18 protein-coding genes and 3 pseudogenes are annotated in these 25,154 nt (G+C 42.5%); 12 read left to right on the forward strand and 9 right to left on the reverse strand.

Annotation, left to right across the window (positions count from 1 at the left end; all coding sequences use genetic code 11):
• Positions 1 to 230: 230 nt before the first annotated feature.
• The 3 genes and pseudogenes from fdxA to JCM15907_RS12650 all read left to right on the forward strand — a co-directional run bounded on the left by fdxA (position 231) and on the right by JCM15907_RS12650 (position 4,694).
• On the forward strand, positions 231 to 398 hold the full coding sequence (gene fdxA, locus JCM15907_RS12645; RefSeq protein WP_081773825.1) for a 4Fe-4S ferredoxin: 168 nt from the start codon (positions 231 to 233) through the stop codon (positions 396 to 398).
• A gap of 1,572 nt (positions 399 to 1,970) precedes the next feature.
• Positions 1,971 to 4,489: pseudogene (gene feoB / locus JCM15907_RS11250) on the forward strand (ferrous iron transport protein B).
• A 31-nt stretch (positions 4,490 to 4,520) separates the two neighbouring features.
• The gene (locus tag JCM15907_RS12650; RefSeq protein ID WP_081773826.1) at positions 4,521 to 4,694 is read left to right on the forward strand and encodes a FeoB-associated Cys-rich membrane protein; all 174 of its coding nucleotides are present in this window, start codon (positions 4,521 to 4,523) and stop codon (positions 4,692 to 4,694) included.
• Between the two features lie 290 nt (positions 4,695 to 4,984).
• Here JCM15907_RS12650 and rpsA read toward each other — a convergent pair.
• Both rpsA and JCM15907_RS07075 read right to left on the reverse strand, forming a co-directional pair.
• Positions 4,985 to 6,783, reverse strand: a pseudogene (gene rpsA, locus JCM15907_RS11255) (30S ribosomal protein S1).
• Between the two features lie 184 nt (positions 6,784 to 6,967).
• Positions 6,968 to 8,491: a potassium/proton antiporter gene (locus tag JCM15907_RS07075; RefSeq protein WP_025843269.1), complete on the reverse strand. Its 1,524-nt coding sequence runs from the start codon at positions 8,489 to 8,491 to the stop codon at positions 6,968 to 6,970.
• A 191-nt stretch (positions 8,492 to 8,682) separates the two neighbouring features.
• Here JCM15907_RS07075 and JCM15907_RS07080 point away from each other — a divergent pair, with 191 nt between their 5' ends.
• Positions 8,683 to 8,907 carry a hypothetical protein gene (locus tag JCM15907_RS07080; RefSeq protein WP_025843270.1) on the forward strand — a complete coding sequence of 75 codons (225 nt, stop codon included), beginning with the start codon at positions 8,683 to 8,685 and terminating at the stop codon, positions 8,905 to 8,907.
• 69 nt (positions 8,908 to 8,976) lie between these two features.
• Here the strand turns inward: JCM15907_RS07080 and JCM15907_RS07085 are convergent, their stop codons facing one another.
• The 7 genes and pseudogenes from JCM15907_RS07085 to JCM15907_RS07120 form a co-directional block, all read right to left on the reverse strand.
• A complete protein-coding gene (locus JCM15907_RS07085; protein WP_148297484.1) occupies positions 8,977 to 9,450 on the reverse strand; it encodes a hypothetical protein in 474 nt (157 codons plus the stop codon).
• 266 nt (positions 9,451 to 9,716) lie between these two features.
• A pseudogene (locus JCM15907_RS13860) lies at positions 9,717 to 10,975 on the reverse strand (DUF1302 family protein).
• On the reverse strand, positions 10,975 to 11,757 hold the full coding sequence (locus JCM15907_RS07100; protein WP_025843272.1) for an outer membrane lipoprotein-sorting protein: 783 nt from the start codon (positions 11,755 to 11,757) through the stop codon (positions 10,975 to 10,977). Before JCM15907_RS07100 ends, JCM15907_RS13860 begins: the two are co-directional and overlap by 1 nt.
• A gap of 20 nt (positions 11,758 to 11,777) precedes the next feature.
• Entirely contained in the window at positions 11,778 to 13,490 is a 1,713-nt protein-coding gene (locus JCM15907_RS07105) for an ABC transporter ATP-binding protein (RefSeq protein ID WP_242396856.1), read from the reverse strand.
• A 4-nt stretch (positions 13,491 to 13,494) separates the two neighbouring features.
• Complete coding sequence (locus tag JCM15907_RS07110) at positions 13,495 to 15,264, reverse strand: ABC transporter ATP-binding protein (RefSeq protein WP_025843274.1); 1,770 nt, start codon at positions 15,262 to 15,264, stop codon at positions 13,495 to 13,497.
• 74 nt (positions 15,265 to 15,338) lie between these two features.
• Entirely contained in the window at positions 15,339 to 17,693 is a 2,355-nt protein-coding gene (locus JCM15907_RS07115; protein WP_025843275.1) for an efflux RND transporter permease subunit, read from the reverse strand.
• 180 nt (positions 17,694 to 17,873) lie between these two features.
• Complete coding sequence (locus JCM15907_RS07120) at positions 17,874 to 18,536, reverse strand: TetR/AcrR family transcriptional regulator (RefSeq protein WP_025843276.1); 663 nt, start codon at positions 18,534 to 18,536, stop codon at positions 17,874 to 17,876.
• Positions 18,537 to 19,158: 622 nt separating this feature from the next.
• Here JCM15907_RS07120 and pyrB point away from each other — a divergent pair.
• The 8 genes from pyrB to JCM15907_RS07160 are packed head-to-tail and all read left to right on the forward strand — an operon-like array spanning position 19,159 to position 25,074.
• The gene (gene pyrB / locus JCM15907_RS07125) at positions 19,159 to 20,079 is read left to right on the forward strand and encodes an aspartate carbamoyltransferase (RefSeq protein WP_025843277.1); all 921 of its coding nucleotides are present in this window, start codon (positions 19,159 to 19,161) and stop codon (positions 20,077 to 20,079) included.
• 48 nt (positions 20,080 to 20,127) lie between these two features.
• The gene (gene pyrI / locus JCM15907_RS07130) at positions 20,128 to 20,571 is read left to right on the forward strand and encodes an aspartate carbamoyltransferase regulatory subunit (RefSeq protein WP_025843278.1); all 444 of its coding nucleotides are present in this window, start codon (positions 20,128 to 20,130) and stop codon (positions 20,569 to 20,571) included.
• A complete protein-coding gene (locus JCM15907_RS07135; RefSeq protein WP_025843279.1) occupies positions 20,568 to 21,155 on the forward strand; it encodes a flavin reductase family protein in 588 nt (195 codons plus the stop codon). The genes pyrI and JCM15907_RS07135 overlap by 4 nt, the downstream gene beginning before the upstream one ends.
• Before the next feature lie 16 nt (positions 21,156 to 21,171).
• Positions 21,172 to 22,290: an endolytic transglycosylase MltG gene (mltG, locus tag JCM15907_RS07140; RefSeq protein ID WP_025843280.1), complete on the forward strand. Its 1,119-nt coding sequence runs from the start codon at positions 21,172 to 21,174 to the stop codon at positions 22,288 to 22,290.
• Positions 22,287 to 23,039, forward strand: a complete 753-nt coding sequence (locus JCM15907_RS07145; protein WP_025843281.1) for a tRNA threonylcarbamoyladenosine dehydratase — start codon at positions 22,287 to 22,289, stop codon at positions 23,037 to 23,039. Before mltG ends, JCM15907_RS07145 begins: the two co-directional genes overlap by 4 nt.
• Before the next feature lie 2 nt (positions 23,040 to 23,041).
• Positions 23,042 to 23,758: an ABC transporter ATP-binding protein gene (locus tag JCM15907_RS07150; protein WP_235266359.1), complete on the forward strand. Its 717-nt coding sequence runs from the start codon at positions 23,042 to 23,044 to the stop codon at positions 23,756 to 23,758.
• The gene (locus tag JCM15907_RS07155; protein ID WP_025843283.1) at positions 23,751 to 24,440 is read left to right on the forward strand and encodes a ComEA family DNA-binding protein; all 690 of its coding nucleotides are present in this window, start codon (positions 23,751 to 23,753) and stop codon (positions 24,438 to 24,440) included. Before JCM15907_RS07150 ends, JCM15907_RS07155 begins: the two co-directional genes overlap by 8 nt.
• Before the next feature lie 19 nt (positions 24,441 to 24,459).
• Positions 24,460 to 25,074 carry an L-threonylcarbamoyladenylate synthase gene (locus tag JCM15907_RS07160; RefSeq protein ID WP_025843284.1) on the forward strand — a complete coding sequence of 205 codons (615 nt, stop codon included), beginning with the start codon at positions 24,460 to 24,462 and terminating at the stop codon, positions 25,072 to 25,074.
• The last annotated feature ends 80 nt before the right edge of the window (positions 25,075 to 25,154 follow it).

Raw genomic sequence — 25,154 nt, forward strand, 5'->3', positions numbered from 1 at the left:
AAAACCCTCTTCCATACAGAGCTGCAAAATTTTCTGTAAACACTATAGATACCCATATATTGTATTACCCATTACCTGCTAAAAGGAGGTATAAATGCGAGAAAGAAAGACTATTCAAATAAAAAAAGGGATAAATACATACCTACTTATTGGTAGTATCAAAAGAATAACATATCTTTGCAACGTAATCAAGAAATAACAATCGAACACAAACTAAAACAAGAGAGAAAATGGCTTACGTAATTACAGATGGCTGTGTAGCCTGTGGATCATGTATTGATGAATGTCCAGTTGGAGCAATTTCAGAAGGCGATATCTACAAGATTGATGCTGCAGCTTGCATTGACTGTGGTTCTTGTGCAGGAGCTTGTCCTTCAGAAGCAATCGTTCAAGGATAAGGAATTGTCCTTTAATTAGAATTATTAGAGAGCTCTTCTCCCCTTCGGCAGAGGAGCTTTTTCTTATATTTCTCCGCCATTATAAAGCGTTACATTGATCAAAAAAGCACCACTTGACCATTACCATCAAGGCTTTCAGATACTCATCCCCTCCCTACTCTAACAATCTTGTAACTATAGCACCCCTAAAGTCTCACAAAAATATCACAGTAAGACTTTGAAAGTTGTACAACAACAGGTCTAATTAGCAAAGCAGATACACTCTTTTACAATTGAACTAACAAAGAAACCTCTCTTCCTACTTTTTTGTACAGTGGAAGCACCAACAAAAATAGAAAAACCTAAAAACGAGCAACTAAAACAGTCTACGATTTCTACAGCTTTTCTAAAAACATCACAACAAATCCCCCAAAGCTATAATGGTTTTACTCGAAAGGATTATAGCTTTGGGAAGTTAGCACAGAAGGTTTTAACCCAAAGGATTATACCTTTTCCTTATTACCCTAATAAGAGAATACCCAAAAAGCAAAGCATTACGTACAGAAGAAAAAGAACTTGCTGATAAAAAACAAAGTTTCACCCCATAGCCTATAGTCTTTATCGTCAGAAACTGGAAGTCTCTCTCACTAAGGATAACAAAGCATCTCAAGAAAGAAAAGAAAACCTTTTCTCCCAACAATATATATAGAGAGATTTAAACGAGAAAAGCTCCCCCACAACTTGAGTATTTGCTATAGAAAAGATCTTATCATATTTTTCAGCATTTACAACCATCTCTCAAATCTATACAACACCTACTATCTATAAAATCAAGCGATTATCATCTGAATTCTCATCCGTCCTCCATTCCTTCAAAAAAAATATGTAACCCGATTAAGTAGTTCAAAAACGTTCTTTTAAGAGACACTCCCCATTTCGGATAGAGGTATCTATAAAAAGCACAAAAGCAATTATCGTCTCTTTTATCTTCTCATTTTTTCGCATTGAAATCCCTATTAATGAAATAGTCCAAAAGAATATTCTCCCCTCTCTTTCTACTATTCAAAATAGGAAAAACATCCTAAAAAAAAGCCCGTTCATCCTTTTGAGTGGCTCAACCTATCGCTCTCTTCTCCCTTTCAGGACAAATGGCTGGAAAGAAAGATATTCTCAAAAAAACTCTTTTCAAGTATCCATTAAACAAATTAAAAAGAGGAACAAGGAAAGAGAAAATGAACAAAGCGTGTAAAAGCAACGATGTAGCAATAGATTTTAGCAAACACTTCGACAAAAAAGGAATATAGAGCACGCGCTCTCTTGTTTATTTAGGAATAAAAATATATCTTTGCAAGGTGTTTTTCATGGTATTAGATTTTAAGGTTAATGGAAAGGGTTTGTCGGGAGACAAGCCTTTTTTTTATTTCTAAAGGCCGCCCATCTATGCTTTTCACATCTACTCAATCCTCCTTTATAGGTATATAAAGTCAATCGACAGAGAGTTCTCCTAAACTTTTCAAAAAGGAGGTTTTAGTACCTACAAGTAATGATACATTTTTTTACTATCATCAATAATAGAACGGTACCTTTGTATTTATGAAATTATCTGATGTAACTACAGGCCAAAAAGCCATCATTAAAAAGATAGGAGGGAGGGGCGCCTTTCGTAAGAGAATCTTAGAAATGGGGTTTATCCAAGGGAAGGTCGTTACTGTTGTACAGAATGCTCCTTTCAAAGACCCCGTCTACTATCGTATAATGGACTATAACGTCTCTCTGAGACGGAAAGATGCCGCTCTCATCGAAGTCAGTCTCTACTCTTCGGAGAAAGAAGAACATCTAATATCTCAAAAGAAGCAGAATAACGCTTCTTCTCCTTTATCTCTACAAAAAGAGATTATTACTCCCAATTTTTCTATTGAAAATAGAGACAAAACAACTTCGCCTAAACGTATAAAAGTTGCCTTAGTGGGCAATCCTAACTGTGGTAAGACTTCTCTTTTCAACTTGGCAAGTGGAGCCCACGAACACGTTGGCAATTACAGCGGTGTAACAGTAGATGCCAAAGAAGCCTACTTCAAACATAAAGGGTATCGCATAGACATTGTCGATTTGCCTGGGAGCTATTCGCTATCGCCCTATAGCCCCGAGGAACTTTTTATCCGCAACTATCTAACCGACCCAAGCACACGCCCCGATGTAGTTATTGATGTTATTGACATTTGTAACTTAGAGCGCAACCTATACCTCACGCTACAAATCAAGGAGATGAAGCTCCCTTTGGTAGCAGCTCTCAATATGTTCGATGAGTTCGAAAAGAGTCAATCGAAACTCGATATTCCTCTCCTTTCTCAACTTTTAGATATTCCTATGATTCCAACAGTAGGGAGAGTAGCAAGGGGGATAGAGGAACTTTTTGATGCCGTAATAGCTGTTGCTGAAGGCAAAATCAAATTCGAAAGAGATATACGCATCCCCTATGGTAATACGCTGGAGCCTGCTATCGAAAATCTAACCGAGCAGATTGCTAATCACCTACAACTTCCCAACCAATTACCCAACCGCTACATCGCGATCAAGTTGCTTGAAGAAGATGCTGCCACGATAGAATACCTACACCCTCTACCTCACGGGTCAAAGATTATCAAAGAGGCAGAAGAGGCTCGATCCTCTCTCAATAAACAGTTAGGCAACACCGATACCGAAACACTCATCACCGACCAACGTTATGGATTCATTGCGGGTGCACTGCGAGAAACCTATCGACCCGAACGGCGTACCCTGCGTACTCAAACCGACAAATTAGACCATGTACTCATCAATCCAAAGTGGGGTTTTCCGATATTCCTTCTTTTCCTTTTAGTGATGTTCGAGTGTACCTTTATGTTGGGTGCCTATCCTCAAGAATGGATTGAACTTTTAGTAGACTGGATAGCTGGAGGCGTTGGCAACATTTTGAGCGAAGGGCCTCTTAAAGACCTTATCACCGACGGAATAATACAAGGTGTCGGAGGAGTTATTGTCTTCCTGCCCCAAATTCTTATCCTCTACCTCTTTATCTCCATTATGGAAGACACGGGTTATATGGCACGCGCCGCCTTTATGATGGACAAATTAATGCACCGTATGGGCCTACATGGCAAATCGTTCATTCCTCTTATTATGGGGTTTGGTTGCAATGTGCCCGCCATTATGGCCACTCGTACTATCGAAAGCCGACAGAGTAGACTCATCACGATACTTGTAACACCGTTAATGAGTTGTAGTGCCAGACTACCGGTCTATGTGCTTATCGCTGGAGCCTTTTTCGGGGTCTATGCGGGCGTAGTACTCTTTGCAGTCTATTTGGTAGGCATCCTCCTTGCCGTTCTTTTGGCTCGTCTATTCCGCAAAGCACTATTTACCACAGAAGACATTCCTTTCGTGATGGAACTCCCCCCTATCGAGTGCCTACCGCCAAATCCGTACTGATACACATGTGGGAAAAAGCCAAAGAGTATCTTCAAAAGATGGGAACCATCATTCTCGCAGCCTCTATCATTATTTGGTTCTTGGGCTATTTCCCTCGTGCTGAAGTATTAAAACACACCGAACAAAAGGTAGAATCGCTTACTGCCAAGTGGCAAGGCTCAGAAGAAGAATTGGCAGAACAAATCGAAGAGATAGAAACTCAGGGACGCATCGAACAGCAAGAAAACTCTTACTTAGGCAAAATGGGTAAAGGCATCGAACCTCTTCTCTCTCCCTTAGGGTTTGACTGGAAGATGAGTATTGCCCTTGTCTCTGGACTTCCTGCAAAAGAAGTGGTAGTTAGCACACTGGGAGTTATCTACACTGGAGATGGAGATGATTCTGAAGAAGCCTCTTCAAGGCTCTCCGAACGCATCAAAATGGATAAAAACGAAAAGGGAAATCCTACCTTTACGCCTCTTGTCGCTTTAAGTTTCATGCTTTTTGTTCTACTCTATTTTCCTTGTATTGCTACTGTTATTGCAGTGGGAAGAGAAGCAGGAAGTCCTAAATGGGGACTTTTCCTCATGGTGTACACATGTGTTCTAGCTTGGGTTGTTTCGTTTATCACCTATCAGGGGGGCTCTCTACTGGGCTTCGGATAATGAATTAGACAAGTTTCTTTTCGGATAAAATATGAATACTCTACTACAAAACATCATAGTGTACGCCATTGTAGCCATTGCGATAATAGCCTCTTTGTTAGGGCTCTGGCGTATAGTACGCCCTCGTAAAAAGGGGGATGCTCCCTCCTCTCCCTGCTGTGGGTGCAAAGGTTGTAGTGTATCTCCTCGTAAGAAAAAAGAATAGTCAGGGTGGCTATCATACAAGAGAGATTATTACATACATAGAACAACATATTACGTTGTTATTGACATTCAGGTTCTGCGACGTGGTTCTGTACACTCCTTTCGGCACTGGTCTCTATATCTTGAGATTACAGCATCCTGAAAAATCTGGTCAAGAGAATATTCTTAATGCTCCTTAATAGTCTTACAAGGGGAAAATAATAGCGACAAAAAAAGCTCCGCCACTTGATAAAAGTAGCGGAGCTTATCTTTAGAAGGTTTATACGAAATAACCTTTCTTAGAGTTTTGGATTAGTTCTTGTCGTCCAAGCGTTCACGAAGAGCAGCTAACTCTCCCAAGTCACCAAGGGTAGCCTTCTCTGCAGGAGCTTGAGCAGCAGCTTGTGAAGAGGCTTCACGAGACTGTTTCTTCTGTTCCTTCTCTGCACGAGCAGCATCACGTTGCTTATCTTCAAAAATACGGCTATGAGAAACGATAATACGGTGCTTGTTCTTGTTGAACTCGAGTACCTTAAACTCTAACTTCTCATCAATTTGTGCCTTAGAACCATCTTCTTTAACGAGGTGCATTTGAGTAGCAAATCCTTCTACGCCATAAGGAAGAGCGATGATAGCACCCTTATCGGTAGATTCGATGATAGTTCCTTCGTGGATAGAACCTGTAGTAAATACAGTTTCAAACACATCCCAAGGATTTTCTTCGGTTTGTTTGTGTCCGAGGCTGAGAGACGGTTATCCTTGTCGATTTCGAGTACTTCTACCTCAATAGGAGCACCGATCTCCGTAATTTCACTTGGGTGTTTAATTTTCTTGGTCCAAGAAAGATCGCTCAAGTGAATGAGACCATCTACCCCCTCTTCTACCTCTACGAATACCCCAAAGTTAGTAAAGTTGCGCACCTTAGCTGTATGACGTGAACCCACAGGGAAGCGAGTTTCAATATCTTGCCATGGATCGGGCTTAAGTTGCTTCATACCGAGGCTCATCTTACGCTCTTCACGATCCAAAGTAAGGATAACAGCTTCTACTTCTTGACCTACCTTGAGGAAGTCTTGTGCGCTGCGGAGGTGCTGTGTCCAAGACATTTCTGATACGTGGATAAGCCCTTCGATACCAGGAGCTACCTCTACGAAAGCACCATAATCTGTGATCAACTCTACACGACCCTTAAGGATGTCGCCAGGAGCCAAGTTAGGATCCAAAGCATCCCATGGATTAGGAGTAAGTTGCTTGAGACCTAAAGCGATGCGGGTCTTTTCTTCATCGAAGTCAAGGATAACCACATTAATTTTTTGGTCTAATTGTACCACTTCACTGGGGTGAGAAACACGTTCCCAAGAGAGGTCGGTAATGTGGATAAGTCCGTCTACACCGCCGAGGTCAACAAATACCCCAAAGTTAAGGAGGTTCTTAACCACCCCTTCGAGTACTTGTCCCTTTTCAAGTTTGCTGATAATATCACGTTTCTGTTGCTCCAACTCGGCCTCGATAAGTATCTTGTGCGATACGACAATGTTCTTTTGCTCATGATTTACTTTCACAATCTTGAACTCCATTGTCTTATCTACCAAGCTATCGTAGTCGCGGATGGGGCGAACATCGATTTGTGAACCGGGCAAGAAGGCTTCGATACCGAATACATCGACAATCATACCTCCCTTGGTGCGGCTCTTGATATAACCAAGGATTACTTCGTCCTTTTCGAGCGCCTCTGTTACACGCTCCCAAGAACGTTCTGCACGTGCCAAATAGTGAGAAAGCACGGGCTGTCCCATAGGACCTTCGGGAGAGATTACGAAAACCTCTACTTGATCGCCCACCTTGAGATCCTTGTTGTAACGAAACTCAGGATAGGGGATGCTACCAAGAGATTTGTAACCAACGTCTACAAGCACTTCGCGAGGTGTCTTGTCGTTGTATACAATCTCTTTAACGGTGCCCATTACCACTTCTTTTTCTTTGATGTTGCTAAGCGTTTCTTCGTACAAACGCTCTTGCTCTGCACGAGCATCTGAAGATAGGGTACTACCCTTTTCATACTGATCCCAATCAAAATCTGGATTAGGCACTCTAAATTGATGATTGCTCATCTGTTTTTCTTTTAAAAGTGAAACAATAAAATAATAACTCTCTATTCAGACAACCATGGTCCGAACAGAGAGCAAAGATACAACTACTTTTTGTACCAACAAGTATTTGACAACTACAACATAATGAAAGAGAGCGACTTCTTAAGCCAATACAAAGGCTCTACCCCTCCACGCATAAGAACTCCTAATCAGAGTTCTGTATAAGATTCTTACGAATACGCTCAATGAGAAGCGAAGCTCGGGTAGGAGGAGCGTCGGGAAGGTCATGCTGAGAAACGACTAATAGAATATCTCCGATATGCAGTTTTAAGGCACCTTTGGGTACGATAAATCGGTTCTTACGTCGCACCAAGATGACCAATTCTCCCTCATGCAGAGCAAGTTTCTTCAGCTCATCTCCTCCCTCAAGCATCTGAGCATTGACCTCTCTCTCCTCCATCACAGTACCCATCTCTTCGGGCATCTCAACCCCCATAAAGTTTCCCTCTGGGGGAGCAGGTGTAGAGAGCTTGAAGAGGCGAGCCACGGGAGTGATGGTCATACCTTGGATAAGCAGAGAAAGCAACGTTATAATAAAGACGATACTAAATATATGATTACCCTCTGAGACGCCATTAACAACAGGATAGGTCGCAAAGATGATAGGAGCTGCCCCTCTGAGTCCCACCCATGAGAGAAAAGCCTTGCCCTTCATGGAAAGTTTGCGAAAAGGGAGTAGCGACAAATGACAAGCCAACGGACGACCCAGAAACATCATAAAGAGTGCCACCAATACAGAGAGCAAAAGCACCTCGGGCATCTCATGCGGATTAACCAGCAAGCCTAATATCAAAAAGAGTATAATCTGCACTAACCAAGTGATACCATCGAAAAAGTGATTGACCGCACTCCGCTGTTGCAATCGAGTATTGCCCGCTATAATCCCCGCTATATAAACGGCAAGATAACCATTACCCTGCAAGATATTAGCTATAGAAAATGTAAAAAAGAGGAGCGATAGTAGGAGAATAGGATAGAGCATCCTATTGGATATATTAATGCGATTGATGAGCCAAACGGCACAGTAACCCAAGAAGATACCTACTGCCGCCCCGACAATGAACTGAAATGCGAAATGAAGTAAGAAATGTCCAAAGTTGAGCGAAGAGTTGTTGATATACTCAATAAGCACGATGGTGAGCATATATGCCATAGGGTCATTACTACCACTCTCCAACTCCAACATTGGCTTAAGGTTCTCTTTGAGATGTACTCTCTGCGAACGGAGTATAGCAAACACCGAGGCAGAGTCGGTACTCGACATCGTAGCAGCCAATAGGAGAGAGAGAGGTAAACTAAAAACTACCCCCATCCCAGGAGAGAAATAGTTCGTCACACCATAGATAAAGAGTCCTGTAAAAAGAGTTGTTAGCAGTACCCCCAAAGTAGAAAGACAGATACCAGGCAGGAGGATAGGGCGTATCTCTTTCATCTTCGTGTCCATTCCCCCCGTAAAGAGGATAATAGAGAGCGCCACCATACCTATATTCTGTGTCATCTTAGCATCCTCAAAGCGCAGTCCTAAACCATCGACTCCAAAAAGCATTCCCGTAAAGAGGAAGAGCAAAAGAGCTGGTATGCCGAAACGAGCCCCCACCTTACCGATGAGAATACCGACGAAGACAATAACAGAAAATATTAAAATAAAAGTCTCTACACTAAATACCATACGCTTGCCAAAATGCCATCATTCTATCCTACACAGCCCCAGAGAGAGGAGATTCTCTCCTCTTTTTCTCAACTTAGGCATAACCGGATGTGTCGTAAAAATATACCCGAAGATACAAAAATGTACACTAAGAACACCTCTTATAACAGGAAAATCTTCTCTAAAGAGAGTCCTAAAACTTTAAAGGAAGAATGGGTAAAGAGCCTACAAAAGCAGGTAACAGGGGCAAATATGTAGCTCTACACAAGAGAGCCTTCGGCACAAAAAACAAAAGGATTAATGGTTTCGAGAAAAAGGTACGTAGGTTTCAAGGGTTAGCACAGATACTTTTCAGCATTACCATTAACCTTTCATGGGTACAATACAACGACGTATTGTTGGAAGTATCTAAGATGTTCTCTTTTTCTTCCGGATAGTTTTACTTTGCTGTTTCTGCACATACCTCCAAACCTTAAGAGGGAGTAATTCTTCATTATCGTGAGGTCTCAATCGTTGATAGGTTGCTTGGCAGCTTCGAAAGTTGTTGGCACTGGTATCCAGTGCATTCCCCCCTCGAAGTTAGGGACAAGTTCCCATAAAAACCAATTGTCTAAAAACTCCGCTTGAAAAACCTCCTGACCAATACTATCTTCGCAAAAGTGAGCTACAGCCGATAGTTCAGAATAACTCTTACTGCCTTCTTGAGCATCTGCCTTTTTCGATATATATACCCTTTTATAACGGTAATACAAAGTAAACTTAACCCCCATTGACAGAAACTCCTCATTATCTATTCTGGAACCCCAAAAAAACTCCAGATTGGTGGGGGCATAGAGAGCAACATGAGTCAAATATATTTCCCTATTGGCTCTTTTTTCAATACCACCTCTATACCATCTTCTACAAATAGGGGTGTAGGTTTTTCTGTTTGCGCCATAGCCATAAAGGAAGTAGTTAGCCCTATGATTATAAGAGCCCATATTATTGTTTTACTCTTCATACATATATATAAGTGTTCTCTCATTCATCTTGGCAATGCGTTGTATAGCGATAAGAGATTGACAAAAGAGGGGGTCGCTTTCGCTTTACACTGTGCTTTTCCTTTGAAGTTCTTTTAGCATTTGACAACTAGCTCACGAAATATCAAGAGTGTAGCCCCGACGAAATTAGCTTTTTATCGGGGCTTTTGCAACGGACACTCTTCTATTATTTTATTATTGGTCAGGGGGCAACTGACAACCACAACTTAGAAACTATACTTGGCTTTCATCCACACTCCCGTATTCCCTTTGTATTGACTGAACAAACCCTCCTTGCCGCCCAACCAATCAAATCCCATAGAGAGTCGTATCTGGTCATTAAGAGCATAATCAGCCGTAAAGCGACTGAACCATCCCTTATAATGGAAGTCATAGTAGGTAAAGTTGGAGAGCTGTAAACTCTGCTCAAAAAGTTTCTTAGAGATGTAGAGTGTGGCAAGAGCTGTATGTCGGGGTTGAGCTATTTGAGGCTGATAATTAAAAATAGTCTCGCTGGAAAACTGTGCCATCACGAGCCAATCTTTCGGAGCATACCAATCTACTCCCAACAACCAATTTATCGTATTAAATCCTCTCTGCTCAAGAAGATAGTGCTCAGGGGCATAGCTAAAATACTTATCCAGATTAAGAGCTACCTCCCCCCTCAGTACGAAAGCGCCAATGGGTTTAGAAACATCGCCCCCGACAAAACCCATACGATAGTAGTGCGGGGTTATTACCAACCCTTTGGGCGAGGGGATATAGTGTAGTGTGGGCATCTTATTCCAAGTATATAGCCTGATAGGGAAAAATCGACCCCCGGTAATGTAAAGCTAAGTCGCCCGCCATACTCCATGTTCTTCAGTTGAAATTTGGGCATACTTCGGCTATCGCTCCAAATAAGAGAGTACTTAGACTCCTTGGGCAAGATAGACCACGGATTATTGGCATCGGTAGGCAATACATACCCTTGGAACGTGGGGACGAGGAGCAACTCAAGTTTCATCTTATCGTTGAAAGCAAAAAAGCGAAGAGCATCGACCGACATACGGATATCATCGTAATCTTGTGCCAAAAACTCGGTCATATCCATCGGAGAAACTAAATCCGTGATGCGCAACCCATCTGCCATACCCCAAATAACCAGTTGTCGCCCTAAACGAAAGCCCCAATGGTCTGCCCTGTGGTCTAAGTAAGCTTCGCGCAATTCAACCCCCGAACGCTCTTTTAAGAGGGCATTGTGAGTAGCATTAAAAGAGGCGAAAAGGGTCGAAGCGCCAAACATTTTCTCCACCTCTGCCCGTACTCGTGTGCGAGAAGTGAGCAACTGATGAGGGCTTTGCACCTGCACCGCATGATAGGTATCTACAAAGCCTTTTACCTGCCAAGAGGAGTTCACCTCCTCTTGACTGTAAAGGTTTTGCGTCCATACGGCAAGGAAAAGCAAAAAGCCCCCTCTACCTATTAAGCTGAATATCCTTTTCATCAAAGCCGTCCCTTCTCTAATGTAGTTACATTAAACTTAGACTCTTCCAGCGGAAGGTTGTACTTCGGATTCTTTATCTCCAAAATAGTCTGATGCCCCGACTGTACATTCTTCATGTGTAGCTTCTGCGCCACCCAGTAACCCTCTACGTTGGAGATGAGAGAGAGTTCAAGCAAGCGATGTAGCTTACCCATCTTATCGTAATATTCGACCTTTACGGGTATCAAACAGTCTTTGCGTATCCAAGCTATTTTCTTTGAGTAAATCGACCGTTTATCCACTGGTATCGACTCCAGTTTCCAGCATCTATGCCCTTGATACTCTTCCTCTCCTAAGAGGGTATGCACATCTTCATCCACATTACGCTGCCCCATATCGTCGTACGTAAAGTCGCTCCCCATGAAATACTCCGTTTTGGCAGAGCTTCCACTAATACGCCTTGTCTTCTTCATAGCGGGGAGATAGAGCCATTTATCATCATCCTTCTTCGGGTCTTCATAGTCCCAAGTGAGAAAACCTGTACCCTTTACGTCGCTGGGGAATTGGAAAAACATGATGCTCTTTCGATCCTTTTTATCCTTTCCCGTGTCGATGGAGTACGAAGTGAGTTTGCGCTCTCGCACGCTACCACGCTTGTTGATAAGTTGCATAACCAACTCCGACTGTCGGGTATCTCCGTCGGGACGATCTTTTACCTTCTGGGCTATCTCTCTACCTGTCTGTGCCCAACCCGTTATAGCAACGAGCGATGCTATCAAAATGATTTCAACTATCTTTTTCATTGTATAATCTCCTTTCCTATTTATTGTACTTGACTCTCTATCATTTTCACATAAGTGGGCGATTGCTGCATTAGCTCCTCATCGGTGCCCATTGCTTTTATTTTACCTTCTTCTAAGAGTACTATTTGGTCGGCACTTCTAATGGTTCTCATTCTATGGGCTATTACAATGACCGTTTTCTCTTTGAGAAGTTCCGAAAGAGCATCCTGTATGAGGCTCTCATTCTCTACATCGAGAGAGGCAGTAGCTTCATCTAACAAGATGATAGGAGCATCTTTAAGAATGGCTCTTGCTATCGAAAGTCGCTGACGCTCGCCTCCAGAGAGTCGCTCTCCATTCTCTCCAATCATAGTTTCTATACCCTCTGGCATCCTATCAATAAACTCATCACATCGAGCAATTCGAGCGGCTCGAAGTATCTCTTCATCGGTCGCCCCCTTTTTCCCTATGCGTATATTATCCTTGATACTTGCGTTAAAGAGTACTACATCTTGAAAAACTATCGAATAGTATTGCAGAAGCGCTTCGGGATCTACTTGGGCAATATCTTGCCCTCCCAATAGAATTTGACCCATTTGAATATCCCAAAAACGGGCAGCAAGTTTGGCAAGCGTCGTTTTTCCACTACCCGAAGGGCCGATAAGAGCTGTTACAGCACCCTGACGAGCCGTGAAACTAACTCCTTTGATTACCGAATACTCTTCGTAGCCAAACTCTACGTCCTTGAACTCTATGTTATAATTATCAACCCGCATTTCCTTTTTACCCGTTTGAATGGGCATCGTCTTTATCTCCTTAATGCGAGCCACAACTCCATCGAGCATCACAATCATCGTCATAAAAGAGATAAGTCCCTCAATAGGAAGATAGATACTCATCGTAAGCATTAAGTAAGCTATATAAACCAAAACATCTATCTCACCCGCCATAAGCATATAAGCCCCCAAAATAGCAACGGTAACGATGCCCAACTTCATCAGTATAGCCGAAAAAGAAAGAGTAACGCTCGAAACAAACTCAGCTTTTACCTTGACACGAGTGCAAGCGTCCAGCTTCTCGTAAAAACCGTCCAATGCTTTTTCTTCTAAGTTGTAGGATTTTATCTCTTGTATTTGATCTATTTTCTCCTGTAAATCTTTGACAACCTCTCGGTTGCTTTGCACCCAATGATTAACCTCTTTGCGCTCTCTCTTCTTGGCAAGGAAAGCTATGAGTAAAGCTATGGGGATTACCCATAGAGCTGCAAGCCCCAGTTTCCAGTTATAAGAGAGTATCATCACGGAGATAAGCGTAGTAGATATAATAGTAGCGTAGAGATGAGGTACAGCATGTGAGAATATCTGCTCATATAGAGAGAGGTCTCCCATCATAGTAGTGGCGAGGTCTGCTATATCTCTTTTTCCAAAGTAAGAGAGAGGGAGGCTCTTTAAGCGATTGGCTATATCTATTCTGAGATTGGCACTTTCGTTGTACACATTGTCGTAAAGGCGGATATAATCCCATCTTGCCACTATAAACATTACAAGAAACATGACCAGAATAACAACTATATAGTCCACAAGGCTAAGGTGTGCCAAGCGACTCTCCTCTCCAAATCCTCCCAGATATTGGAAGAGAAAGGTAAAACCAATAATCGGAGGGAACAATTTGGTCAAGTTGACAACCGTATGTGAGAGAATAGACTTTTGTAAATTTCTGACCCCTCTTTCCGACATAGCGTACTTCTTTTTCAAATACTTATTCATGTTTATCTCCTCCTATCTTCCAATTAGCAGCTCTTTGATATTCATCCCACAGTTTTTTATAAAGCCCATTCTGAGCTAAGAGTTCTTGGTGTGTGCCACTTTCGGCTATCTGTCCTCTTTCGACAACAATTATCTTGTCGGCATTCACCACAGTAGAAAGCCTATGAGCAATCATTAAAGTGGTTTTATTCTTAGCAAGTTCCTTAAAAGAGGCTTGGATAATATGTTCGTTTTCTGGATCAGCAAAGGCGGTAGCTTCATCGAGTATAACCAGCTCTGCATCTTTAAGCAAGGCTCTCGCAATGGAAAATCTCTGCGCTTCCCCTCCTGAAAAATAAGTGCCTTTACTGCCATAAAATGTGTCAAGCCCCTGTTCAAGATTGTCCACAATTTCTTTTGCCCCAGACTGCACCAATACTCTCTGAATATCCTCATCGGAAGCATCTGGTTTTCCCAACAGTAGGTTGTCGCGCAGAGTCATATTAAAAAGTTTCGAGTTTTGGAATACAAAGGCTACTTTCCTCATTAGGGCATCTTTCTCATACGCCTTAATATTAACCCCTCCTACGAGTACCTCACCTTCATCGGCATCGTAAAAACGGGAAGCAAGACGGGCAATAGTTGTCTTTCCCCCTCCAGAGGAACCAACTAATGCTACTGTTTCTCCCCTATTTATGGTAAAAGAAACATTGTCTACTACACGCTCCTCTGCATAGGAAAAAGAGACATTGCGAAACTCCAATCCTCCTTTGACTGTTGTTTTCACCCCGTATGATAGTTCTTCTCCCCGAAGAGCATCCTCTATTTTATTCAAAGCCAACTCTGCGAAATAAGTAAAATTTTGAAGGGCGGCACTACGCATCACAAAGACTCCAAACAAAGGTCCTATCAAAAGATAGATAACACTATTGCCTATAACTTCTCGCACATCTCCCCCTTTCATTATAAGGAGAATACCAAGGGGTACTAAGAAAAAAGCCGTAGAGCTTACCACAGCTTCGTAGAGCGACATTTTGTTCCTAAAACTCATACTCCACTTCACGACCAAATTCTTCATGTCAATAATGAGGGCGTATAGGTGTTCAAAACTTTCAACACTTTGAGCAAAAGTTTTAACTACGGGTATTCCTCTCACATATTCTACTGTTTGGGCAGATAGATGAGCCAAGCCTTCGTAGTATTCGTCACGTACTTTCTTGTTTTGTTTCGTAGTCATAAATCCCATAAGTACCATGCCAATGAAAAAAGGGATTATACTTATTAAACCGAGTTTCCAATCAAAAAGAAAGAGAAAAGAGAGCAATACGAACGGAGTAATTATAGTCATCGCCAAGTCAGGCAGTTGATGTGCCAACATAGTATGTGTTTCGGCAGCCCCATCTATAATCGTTTTCCGAAGATATCCACTATCACGATTAAGGAAAAAGCCCAGAGGCTTTCGCATCATCTCTTTGACGCTTATTTTGACAATGTTTTGCTCTACCTCGAAAGCAAAAATATGGGATACGATAAGAGCTAAGAAGTATAGTAACAGACCTGCTACAGCAAAAAGAACAGCAGCAATAACATTCTGACGGATATGATCTACACCCCAGCTACCAATCAGGATAATCGGGCTTATAATCTTATGAATATAAACCATAGGCATAAGGAGCATAATACCCGATGATGCAGAAAAGAGCATCGCTAAATACAGCAAATAGCTCTTCTTTCCTGCATAAGGAAGTAGGCGTCTTAGAACAGATTTTTTCTTTTCTGACATACGATTTTCTCAATTATGAAATAGATACTATAAAGTTGATCAAGCTATGTACATATAGATAGCATCAAACGAAGTTATTCCTTACGAAGTTCTTCTTTTCCAAAGATTTGAAACTTTCGGAAGAGAAGTGGTGTAATGGTCAAGTCTGCCAACAGTGCAGATAACATAGCTGCTACGGACAAAATCCCCATATGAATGAAAGAGACCGAGGCTGATATCGTGTAAGCAGCAAAATTGGAAGAGATGATAATACTTGTAAGTACAATAGGAGTACCTACAATACGGAAAGTACGCAAGATAGCCCCCTTATAGTTACGCTGTCTATCAAACTCTAAATGCCCATGGTTGATAAAGTGTATCGTATCGTCTACAGCCAATCCCAGTGCCATGGGCATAATAGTTGCCGTCATCATATCCAGCGGATAATTCATCCACCCCATAAGCCCACCCACTACAATGGCAGGCATAATATTGGGAATAAGCCCTACAAGCCCAATCTTTACACTTCCAAAAACAAGCATCATAAGTATCCCTATCACAAATAGAGCTATAAAGAATGAAGCTATCTGACCTCTAACTAAATATTGCATCATCGTTGTAAACTGGGGCAAAGATCCTACAGGAGAGATTTTTGCCTTGGGAAATAGTTGATGTGCCAGTGTACTGACGTCTTGCATTTCCTTTTCCGCTTCGCCCGAGTTATAGCCACTTAAATCGACTTTCAATCGTAGGCGACGGTAATCATAATCTATCCAATACTCAGATTCGCTACCTCCAGCTCCCTCATAGAGTAGCATCTGTTGTGCCACTTCTTCGGCACTCTCAGGGACTTTGTAATATGCCTCATCGTCCGAATGCAGGGTGCGATTTAAATCTTTAAGCGTATTCAATATGCTCGTAGTACGCTTGGTTAGTGGGTAAGCCTCTACTGCTCGAGTCAATGAGTCGAGTGCCCTCAAGTTGTGGGGATACTTGGCAGCCCCTTCTTCCTGCAAATCTATCAAGACATCGTACGAATACATAGACCCCAATTCACTCTCTGCGACCTTGAGAATGTCATCTACATACGGTACTGCCCGTCCCATAGTACGCTCCACATCGAAGGCCGTTTCAATCTTTGTAAACTGAAAAAGAAGAAAGGCAGTTATAGTCAAAAAAACTATCCATACAATCCGCCTCCATTTAAGGACCGATGTACCCCAGCGTTCCAACACACGATCCATCCAAAGACCTTCTTTAGCTTTGCTCTCGGGGTGAGGCTCTTTGTCTTTACCGAAGCTCAACATAATAGGCATCACTGTGATGGCAATTAAGAATGTAAGCATCACACTCGTCGAAGTGGTTACCCCTACGAAATGCATCGGTACCATAGGTATGGCTAAAAAGGAAAGCAATGCGGCAAAAGTGGTCAAAGCACTAAAAAGGACTGGCCAACCCATCTCTCCAATAGCCTCTATTGCAGCCTGCTTTCGATTACCATGGATGAGCATCTGCCGTTTGAAATAAGAGTGTATATGTATATTGTAAGCCACCGCTATGGCAAAGGCGAGCAACATAGGAATAAGCATCATAGCACTGTCAATAGTCATACCTAAGTAGCCTACACAGCCGTAAGCCATGACAATAGAACTTGCCGCAGTAATCAAAGGCACAATGACTCCTCGGAAAGTCTGCGTAGCAAAGGCCAGCACTAATATTGCCAGCAGCATAGCAATACCCATCACGCGAGGCATTTCTTTGTTTACAAACTCCATTTTTCGGTCTGTAAGATAAGGCATACCCGAACCCTTAGGATGAAGAGTAGCGTACTCTGGTTTGGTAATGATACGTTCTAACTCTGCTCCTGTACTCATAGCAGGCGAAATGCTTCCCTGAGCTTTCCAAATAGAATCTTCGGGAAAGGGTCTAAGTTTCAATAAGATCCATGTTTGTCTACTATCTTTTGAGACCAAACGATTGGCTATGTAGGGCTTCGTGAAAGCCTTCCGCTTAATCTCCTCTAAAGCCTCTCTTTCATCGGGTATATCTTCAGGTACAATTTGCTCTATAACAATGCCCTCTTCATTACCAACCATAAACTCAATATCGGTAAGCGATGTGATTTTTTCTGCATACGCCATGCTGTCAAGCATTTCATTAGAGAGCCTACGAAGTAGTTCCAAATTGGGCTGAGTAAATATGTTATCGCAAGTTGTGAGCACTGCAGCATAGTTATCATTCCCAAAAATCTCTTTGAACTGTTCTGTCTGCAACAACATGGGGTCATCCTCAAGGAAGTAATCATTCCATGAAGTACTGATGTTCATGCGCTTGAGTCCAGCCAAACCTACGGCTAAAACAAGTATAAAGGCAAGCAAAACCCACCATCGGTGGCGAATAATAGAGGTTCCACAACGGAGGAACCATTGGTTAATTCGTTCTATTTTCATCTTATATTTACACTTAAGTTTTTATTCTAATCTATACACCGCGATAAGAGCTTCGAGGCAAAAGAGAACAAAATGCAGTTTTGTTCTTAAAAAGAAGCGAGCCACCCTATTCGGATGGCCCGCTCTGTCTACTAACTGTACTGGCTTACGAAGCTATATCTTGTACTAAACCTCATTTTATCAATCTCTTTTCAAAAGAAGCGTTTTTGAGAAAGGGGTCGAAACTTTATCTCGTCGCATCAATTTCTCCCATCCTCCTGTACTAAAACGTATATACTCGCCTACAAAACACTCCATCTCTTGCATCGAAAGCTCCTCATATTGTATGATTTCCTTTACCATATTGACCCAAATAGACGAAGCAAAATGGATAAAGAAAGGGGAGATATTAATGTTAAGTTCAGGATAATGCTCCTTCATCTGCTTCATATACTCTATGCCTGTAGCTGTGCCTTTGTCGATCCATTCATCCATAAATCCCGAAAATTTAGGACTTTGCGAGGCAGATAGTAGTAGCTTTAGTTCCTGCCGGTAAAAAGCAACAATCTCTAAACTATCTTTCAACCATTTCCCATAAATCTCCTCCGAGGTAAAAACATCCATCGTTAGGTACTCAGAGTCAATATGTCTGTACAGCATTCTATCCATTGCCTCAAGAAGGGGAGAAAGCACCTCTGCGAGTAAGCTATCTTTATTGTCGTAATAGTTATATATATTACTCAATCCGACACCCGATATTTGGGAGATTTCACGCATAGAAACAGCCTTATAACCTTTTTTGAAAAAGGCTCCACGAGCGGTTTCTAACAATAGCTGACGTGTATAATCCTTTACTGCCTGCATTAGATTGGGAAAAGGTTACTTCCTTTGGGATGCAAAGTTCGTTACATTCACAAATTGAAACAATACCTTAAAATAGTGATTTTTCAATAACACTTATCAGAAGCTATCTCACGAGAAAGAAAAAGTTCTCTGTGATAAACATCTTGCAAGACTTTATAGAAAACTAAAAATGTAAGATGCTAATAATAAAGGAGAAGAGTATACTCTCATATATGTAACAGAGTCTGAACATCGACAATAATAGGATGAATACGGTAGTGAACAAGGGTCTCCAATCAGATACCTGTAACACTACCCTAATAGTGTTATTACAGTGGAACTTGAAAAGGGTTAAAGGTTTCTCTCAAAAGGTTCGTAGGTTTCGGCAGTTTACACAGATACTTTTCTGTGTAACCATTATCCCTTTCAATCATACACATAGTAGTAACCTAAAGAGAGTGTGAAAAGCTTCTCTTGCCAACGCCTCTATCGCCCGCAATATCCTTTATGTATATTAACCTATTCTCATTATCTTTGTCGTGGAGTGCAGTGTACTTTTATGATAAAGCTACAAGGATGTACTTGCACGGCCTCATGGGTCTCGGCTTTTTTACAATGCACTCCCAAACTAAAAGTCTTCTAAATAAAGATGAGAAATTTAGTATCCATCAGTCAGTGTACTCCTGAGGATATACTCCGTATCCTTGACAGAGCCACTTTTTTCGAACGCAATCCCAACCGAAATTTCTTAGAAAAAAATGTAATTGCAACGCTCTTTTTTGAGCCTTCGACCCGTACTCGCCTCAGCTTTGAGACTGCTGTATGTCGTCTTGGGGGCAAGGTTATCGGTTTTTCCGATGCTGCCACTTCCAGCTCCACTAAAGGAGAGACGCTCAAAGATACCATACGCATCGTATCGAACTATGCAGATGCTATCGTGATGCGCCATTTCTTGGAAGGAGCAGCCCAATATGCTACCGAAGTTACCGACAAGCCTATTATCAATGCAGGCGATGGCTCCAATCAGCACCCTACACAAACCCTTTTAGACCTCTACTCTATACGACAAACGCAAGGCAGTCTTGAGAAAAAGACCATCGTAATGGTAGGCGACCTAAAGTATGGGCGCACCATTCACTCTCTTATAGAGGGCATGAGTCCCTTCTCGCCCCATTTCATTTTTGTTGCCCCTCCCGAACTCGCCTTACCCGAAGAGTATCGTTCCTACTGCACACACCACAACATACCTTTCGAAGAGGTTACAGAGTTTACTCCCGAAGTAGTTGCCCAAGCAGACATACTCTATATGACACGAGTACAGAGGGAGCGTTTCTCCGACATCGAAGAGTACGAAAGAGTAAAAAATATCTATATACTTGACAATCCGATGCTTCGCAAGGCTAAAGATAACCTGCGCATACTACACCCACTACCTCGAGTGCACGAAATAGCCCAAGAGGTAGACCATCACCCCTCAGCTTACTACTTCCAGCAGGCATTAAATGGGCTCTTCGTGCGCCAATCTATCTTGTGCGAGGTATTAAACATAGATGTAACAGCCTAAAACGCTTACCCCTATGAAAGAAAACCCTACAAAGCAAAACTTCGAACTATGCCCGTGGCAACGATATGCAACGGCACTGTTATCGACCATATCCCCTCGTCCAAGCTATTCAAAGTAGCCTCTCTTCTGCACTTAGAAGAGGCTTCTCAACCCATTACAATTGGGAACAACTTTCATAGCAAATTGCTCGGGCGCAAAGGGATTATCAAAATTTCAGACCAGTTTGTTTCTGATGACATCCTCAACCGAATAGCTTTGGTAGCCCCCAATGTACACCTTAATATTATACGCAACTACAAAGTAGTAGAAAAGAGGTGTGTGCAGCTACCAGAAGAAATTGTGGGGATAGTGCGCTGCACCAACCCCAAGTGTATTACTAACCATGAGCCTATGGCGACAAGGTTTAGGAGCTCAAGTCATAACGAGGAGAGTACCATAGTATGCTCCTACTGTGGGCGAAAGATTAAAAGCGAACAGATAGAATTACTATGAAACAGCACTGGAAACCAGGTACTATGATTAGCCCGCTACCTGCACTTATCGTAACTTGTGCAGATGGCAAGGGGCATAGCAATCTCTTCACCGCATCATGGACAGGCATCGTATGTAGTGAACCTGCTATGTGTTACGTAAGCATTCGCCCAGAGCGACACTCGCATGGTATCATAAAAGAGAGTATGGAGTTTGCTCTTAACTTAACCACCATAGATATGGCCAAAGCAACAGATTGGGTGGGAGTGGTAAGTGGTAAGAGAGAGGATAAGTGGAAAGGGTCTGGACTAACCCCTATACCAGCCAAAATAATTCAAGCTCCTCTCATAGCAGAGAGCCCCATCAGTTTAGAGTGCCGAGTACGCTCTATACAATCTTTGGGAAGTCATGATATGTTTTTGGCAGAGATTGTCAATGTAGTGGTCGAAGATAGTTACCTCAATCCCGAAACGGGGAAGCTCGATTTGTCCCGTGCTGGTCTACTCTCCTACGCCCATGGGGAGTACTTTGGTTTAGGAGAGTTTATAGGATATTTCGGCTGGTCTGTGAAAAAGGGAGACAAACCCATCCAACAACGTAAATAAAGGTTACTGAAGAGAGATGAAAAAGAAACGTAGCAACTACTACACACCTCAGTGGAACTTCTCGAACAAGAAGAGAAAAAAGAAGAAGCAAAAAGGCTCTTTGAAAAGATTCTTGCTACTCTTGTTACTTTTACTACTATGTGGTGCAGGCAGTGCCCTTTACCTGTTGCTCCGTCCTGCAGGAATTGCCTCAAAAGATGCCTATATCTACATTACAGATACGACCTCTTTAGAACGTATTTTTGAGCAGGTAGAAAAGGGGGTAGTCATTAGAAATCCTCGCATATTTAGACACGTTGCTCGACTTTCTCACATAGAAGAGGGTATCAGACCTGGGAAGTATAAGCTCTCTCCATCACAGAATATGCTCCAAATCATCAGTGAGATAAAGTATGGAGAGCAAACACCTGTGCGTGTACAACTCAAGAATGCTCGCACACAACAAGAACTTATCTTAGCTCTCACCGAAAACCTTCAGATAACCCCCACCGAACTTTCCGAACGACTCGAGGATCCTACTTTCTGTGCCACTATGGGGTTTGACACAATAACTATACGTGCGATCTTCACTCCCAGTATCTCCTCCTCTACAATAGATAAAGAGAGGGCTCTCTACTGGAATACCTCTGCCGACTCTCTTATTGCCTATTTCAAGAAAAGATACGATGCTTTTTGGACACCCGAACGTAAGAAGAAAGCCCAACAAGAGGGATTCACTCCTGTTGAAATTATTACCATAGCCTCTATTGTACAAGAAGAGTCGAACAAAGAAGAGGAGCACCCCATCATTGCAGGACTTTATATTAACCGTTTGCGCAAGGGCATAAAGTTACAAGCTGACCCTACAGCACGTTATGCCGTGGGAAACTTCACTGTAAAACGTATTGGAAAAACGCACATCCGCTTCGATTCTCCCTACAATACATACAGAGTAGAGGGACTTCCTCCCGGCCCCATCTGTTATCCACGTGAGAGTACCATAGAGAGTGTACTCAACTATACCAAGCATAACTATATATTTATGTGTGCTAAGGCTGATTTCTCAGGATTTCATGCCTTTGCCTCTACCTTCGAAGAGCACTTAAAGAATGCTCGCCTCTACCAAAAAGAACTTGATAGAAAGAATATCCGATGACCTCAAAAGTCCCTACTCCCTCCTATCCTTTCGAGGAGATGCAGAGCCGTACACGTCTACTGGTAGGCGATAGGGGTATAGAGCATTTCCAACAGGCACACATACTTTTAGTGGGTGCAGGCGGAGTAGGAGGAGCCGTAGCACATATGTTAGTGCGAGCAGGTATCGGAGCGCTGACCATAGTAGACGGAGACAAAGTTGCTACAAGTAATCTGAACCGGCAGATGGTCTCCTATCAGGACACTGTGGGGATGTACAAGACTGAGGCCTTAGGACAAGAACTTCTCCGAATCAATCCCGAACTCAACTTGACGCTACGCACTACCTATTTAGAGGTGCAAGATATTGCTCCACTCTTTAGCACAACAACTTATTCTTTCGTGGCAGACGCTATTGACACCTTAGCACCCAAGACGGAGCTAATAGCCTACTGCTATGAACATGGTATCCCTCTGATTTCGTCCATGGGAGCAGGGGCAAAAATAGACCCAACAGCCCTACGAATTGCCGATATCGGTCAGACGCATACTTGCTCTTTAGCCAAGGCTGTACGCAAAAATCTCCGTGCAAGAGGTATTAGGAAAGGTATTCCCGTAGTCTTTTCGTCCGAGATTGCTTTAGAAGAGGCTATAATAGGCTCTTCGACAGACAAAGGGAAACGCTCCACCGTAGGCACGATTTCCTATCTCCCCAATCTATTTGGAGGTTTTATGGCAGGCTATATACTCAGAAGTTTATCGGGTTTATAAAGATGATGACAGTAAACACCCCCTCGATTGCTTCCACGGAAGCCTTTATCCTAATAAAAGAACTTCATAAAAGGTTCGACACTTTAGAAGTACTCAAAGGTATCAATCTCTCTATTCGTAAGGGGGAGATTGTTTCCATCGTGGGACCCAGTGGAGCGGGAAAAACAACCCTCTTACAGATAGTAGGTACACTTGACACTCCTACCTCTGGCGAGGTTTGGATAAATGGTATCAATCCGCATACTTTGTCCGAGAAGAAACAGGCTCTTTTCCGTAATCAAAAGATTGGTTTCGTCTTTCAGTTTCACGAACTCCTCCCAGAGTTTTCCGCACAAGAAAATATCGCCATTCCCGCGATGATGGCAGGAGTGAGACAGAAAGAGGCTATGAAACAAGCAGAAGAGATGCTGGTACGATTAGGTTTAAAAGAACGACTAAAGCACAAACCACGAGAGCTATCGGGCGGAGAGAAGCAACGTGTAGCCGTGGCCCGTTCACTCATCAATCGCCCTGATGTACTCCTTGCCGATGAACCTTCGGGGAGTTTGGATAGTAACAATAAAGAGGAGTTGCACCAACTCTTCTTCGAACTGCGCGAAGAGTTCCAGCAGACTATTATCATCGTTACCCACGATGAGCATCTCTCTCACTTGACAGATAGACGGATAGAATTAGTAGACGGAACTATTGTCTCGATAACTTCGCCTCGACATGAATAATCAGTTTTTTCACTTCAATAGAGGAGATCGGATGGTACTTTTGCTACTCCTTTTACTTTTGACCAGTGGAATTTTCCTTTTTCTTTTCTCTCCACAGAGCAAAGCGGATAGACTTCCCTCCTCTCTCGCCTTGGCAAAGGGAGATACACTAACTATACAAAAAGACCTACCCAGCACAGAAAGAGAGCAGCCCAAGACACAAAATAGAGATACACTCGAAACAAATGACCACTATGTGGGTCCCCCTCAAACTCTTTCCTACACTCCGAAGAAACGTATCCCCAAAGGAATCGTACTCGACTTGAATAGAGTGGACTCGGCAACCCTTACGCAAGTTCCCAGCATAGGACCTACCTTTGCTCGTCGTATAATCAACTATCGCCAGCGTTTGGGAGGCTACTATACAGTGCTACAGCTACAAGAAGTATATGGTATGACTCAAGAGAGATATGAAGAGATAAAGCCCTATTTCTCCATAGCATCGTTACCGAAACCCATACTATGGGACACTGTATCGTACAATGCTATACCTCGTCATCCATACCTCAACTATCTGCAACGCTCTGCCTTGGAACGTATCCTTTATAGGGAGGGGCGCATCGAAAGTTGGCAACAGCTTCGAAACCTATCGGAGTTTACCTTAGAAGACAGTATCCGACTTAGTCATTATTTCTCTTTCTAACCCCTTTTACCCAGAAGCTATGCTCACAAAAATTTATACTGACAATCCGAACTGGAATACAATCGACCAAGTCGTAGCCCAACTATTAGAGGGGCATATCATTATATATCCTACGGGCTTGGGTTATGCCTATGGATGCTCCGCTCTCAAACAGAGGGCTATCGAAAAAGTATGCACTCTAAAAGGGGTGGACTGGCGTAAGCACCGCTTAGCTGTAATGTGTCCTTCAATAAACTCTATATCGGAGTATGCCAAAGTGGACAATCATTCTTTCCAATACATCAAAGCTAACGAGAAAGAACCTATAACCTACATCCTGCCAGCCAAAACGGAACTTCCTAAAATGCTACAAAACAATCACGAAATAGGGATACGCCTCTCGCTACATCCTATAACTACGTTGCTTTTGGAGACCTTAGGTTCTCCTCTTTTGACAGCATCGTTACCGATACGTCACGAAGAGCCAGAATACCTTACCGACCCTGAGTTAATTGATGAATGCTATGGTAAAGAGGTCTACACTATTATAGATGGAGGCGTTACATCAGGAGGTTATACCTCTATTATACGCCTCTCCCATGGAGAGGAAGAGGTGGTTCGAGAAGGTCAAAAAGGGTTTTCAATTCTTTTATAACAATCAAACAAACGGATGAAACAAACCTCCACCTACATTGCCTATCTACTTCTCTCCGCATTGCTCATAGGAGTTATTGT

It is taken from the genome of Porphyromonas gingivicanis JCM 15907, from assembly GCF_000614585.1.
GTDB lineage: Bacteria > Bacteroidota > Bacteroidia > Bacteroidales > Porphyromonadaceae > Porphyromonas > Porphyromonas gingivicanis.